General features: G+C 58.1%; 1 protein-coding gene. It reads left to right on the forward strand.

The features are described 5' to 3' along the window. Window positions 1-101: 101 nt before the first annotated feature. A complete protein-coding gene (locus tag B7449_RS13310) occupies window positions 102-1,325 on the forward strand; it encodes an IS256 family transposase (RefSeq protein ID WP_048883692.1) in 1,224 nt (407 codons plus the stop codon). The last annotated feature ends 78 nt before the right edge of the window (window positions 1,326-1,403 follow it).

The following is a 1,403-nucleotide window of genomic DNA, read 5'->3' on the forward strand; positions in this document are numbered from 1 at the left end:
GGTTCGGGGACTGGAAGAACGTGCACCGGCGGCTGCGTCGCTGGGGACTATCCTGAATTTTGTGCGGTGTGGTTATAACCTGCTCGAAGAGGAGCCCGCGCATGAGCATTGATAAAGACCTCCTGGACCGCCTGATGGAAGGACGTTCCCCCGGCGACCTGTTTGGTAAGACCGGCATACTCTCGGAATTGACGAAGGCACTGGCGGAACGAGCGCTCAGCACGGAGATGGACATTCATCTCGCTGAAGAACGCGCCGATGGCGCTCCTGCCGAGGGCAACCTGTCGCCCAATCGCAGAAACGGCAGAAGCCAGAAGACCGTGACCACGCAGAGCGGCAAGGTTGTCCTGGATATTCCCCGGGACCGGAACGGCACGTTTGACCCGCTGCTGATTGCCAAATACCAGCGTCGCTTTCCCGAGTTCGACCGCAAGATTATCAGCATGTATGCCCGGGGCATGACGACCCGTGAGATCCAGGGGCATATCGAAGAAATCTACGGCGTTGAGGCCTCGCCGAGCCTCATTTCCGCGATTACTGACGCGGTGATGGAGGAGGTCGCCGCCTGGCAGAACCGCCCGCTGGAACCGTGCTATCCAATTGTCTTCATGGATGCGATCCGGGTCAATATCCGCAGTGACGGGACTGTTTCGAACAAGGCCGTCTTCATAGCACTTGCGATCCTGCCTGACGGCACACGGGACATTCTGGGGCTGTGGTTCCAGGAAAATGAAGGCGCCAAATTCTGGGCCAAGGTCCTCAGTGACCTGCGCAATCGGGGGGTGCAGGATATCCTGATCGCCGTCGTCGACGGACTGAAGGGCTTTCCGCAGGCTATCGAGGCGGCTTTCCCCAAGACCCGCATTCAGACATGCATCGTTCACCTGCTGCGTCATTCCATGAGTTTTGCCAGCTACAAGGACCGCAAGGCCGTCGCCACCGCTCTCAAGGCAATCTATACGGCAGTGGACGCCAGCGAGGCCGAGGCAGCCCTCGGCAGGTTTGAGGAAAGCGATCTGGCCAGACAATATCCGGCCATTGCACCCAGTTGGCGCAGGGCGTGGAATGAGGTCATTCCGTTCCTTGATTACCCCCCGGAAGTACGCAGGCTGATTTACACAACAAATGCCATTGAAGCTATGAACGCAAAGATCCGCCGTGCCGTGCGCACCCGTGGCCACTTCCCCAGTGACGAGGCCGCAGCAAAATTGATTTACCTGGCGCTCAATGCTACCTCATCAGAGTGGAAGCGCTCAGTAAGCGAATGGTATGCTGTCAGATGCCAGCTCGCCATCATGTTCGAAGACCGTTTCCCTATGGCCTGAAAAAATGCCACCGCACAAAATTCTACACAGTCTCCGTCGCTGGTGCGAAGGCGGCGTGATCGAGCGGATTTTCCGGCA

It is taken from the genome of Komagataeibacter intermedius TF2 (assembly GCF_000964425.1).
Lineage (GTDB): Bacteria > Pseudomonadota > Alphaproteobacteria > Acetobacterales > Acetobacteraceae > Komagataeibacter > Komagataeibacter intermedius.

Bases quoted from the DNA above. Each gene is read 5' to 3' on its own strand.
- B7449_RS13310 (WP_048883692.1), top strand. From the start codon at position 102: ATGAGCATTGATAAAGACCTCCTGGACCGCCTGATGGAAGGACGTTCC.